This window comes from Streptomyces oceani (assembly GCF_001751245.1).
GTDB lineage: Bacteria > Actinomycetota > Actinomycetes > Streptomycetales > Streptomycetaceae > Streptomyces > Streptomyces oceani.
The window spans coordinates 1-1,423 of sequence record NZ_LJGU01000080.1; the positions used below are offsets into that span (position 1 = coordinate 1).

The window sequence follows — 1,423 nt, forward strand, 5'->3', positions numbered from 1 at the left end:
AGCAGGCGATACCCGCCGATCGAGCGTGGATCACTGCTCTCCAGCCGGTCCAATGCGCCGTCCCTCCCCCGTTCGTCGACCAGGCTTCCTCACGCGCCAGCGGCGATCCGGTCGTCCTGCATGTTGGTGAGCCGGGACACGAAGACGACGGCCAGGATGTACGCCGGGATCGCGAAGAAGTGGGTGAAGATCTGCAGCGCGATGATCCCCTCGGCTTCATCGATGGTGGTCTCGTCGTACCAGGAGAAGAACTGCGAGAAGGACCAGATGAAGTAGATCACCCACATCGTCCACCACCCGGAGACCAGGCCGCGCCGGGGCGGATACCGCCTGCCCTGGTACCACTCCGGCGGGTCACCGCGGCTGACGCTCCACACGTCGTTGGCGATCTGCTTGGGCATGAAGAAGTTGCAGAACGGGATGAACCAGACGCCCAGCGCCATCCCCGGGTCGTATCGCACCCGCCCCGGCTCGAACGCCTCCGCGTTCAACCGCACCCGCCAGAACCACATCAGCCACAGGATTATCGTGACCAGGAAGGCCAGCCCCCCGAACACATCGATGATCTGACTGCGCTCCTTCAGCGCGGTGTATTCCGGGTGCGCGGTCACCAGCCAGCTCTCCGGGTGACTGGAGAGCGTGGCATCCAGCGAGATGGAGTGGATGAGGGCCGCCACGGTCCACACCAGGGTCAGCAGGATCAGCACCCAGGTCGGGGTGCCGATCGTACGGACCGGGCGGGCTGGTCTGGGCGTCCGACCGGGGTGTCCGTACGGCCCCGCCGGCCCGTAGGTGGTGTGCTGGCCGCCGCCCATCCACGGCTGCGGATAGCCGTACGGACCGCGGCCCGCCTGGTACGGCGAGACGTTCGGCCCACCAGCCAGCGCCGGGTGGTAGGCGGAGGGCGGCGTGGACGGCATGGAGGGCGGCTGAGTGGTCGCCGAGGCGGCATCCTGCCTCTCCGTCTGGCCCTCCGGGTCCTCGCTGTCGAGGAGTTGTACGGCGTGCCGGCCCAACTGCGCCAGCACCTGGCCGGGCAGCCAGGTCCCGGAGATCTCGCCCTCGGTGCGCGCGACGAGGGTGTCCACGTCCGGCCGGCGCTCCGGGTCCTTCTCCAGACAGGCCGCGATCAACTCGTACAACGGACCGGACAGGCCACGAAGATCCGCGTCCTCCTCGGCGATCCGGAACATCACCGCGTGCGCGCCGCTGTCCGCCGTACCGAAGGGCATGCGGCCGGTGGCGGCGTACGCCAGCACCGCGCCCAGGCAGAACACGTCACTGGCCGCGGTCACGACGCTCCCGCGCACCTGCTCCGGCGACATGAAGCCGGGCGAACCGATGACCGAACCCGTGCGGGTCATGCCGCCGGAGGACTGCATGGCGCTGTCCAGGGCACGGGCGATCCCGAAGTCGATCACCC

Annotated in this window: 1 protein-coding gene; it reads right to left on the minus strand. The window is 68.8% G+C overall.

The features are described 5' to 3' along the window. Positions 1–89: 89 nt before the first annotated feature. Positions 90–1,423, minus strand: a 1,334-nt coding sequence (locus tag AN216_RS28900; RefSeq protein ID WP_170842978.1) for a DUF4328 domain-containing protein, incomplete at its 5' end; no start/stop codon positions are given.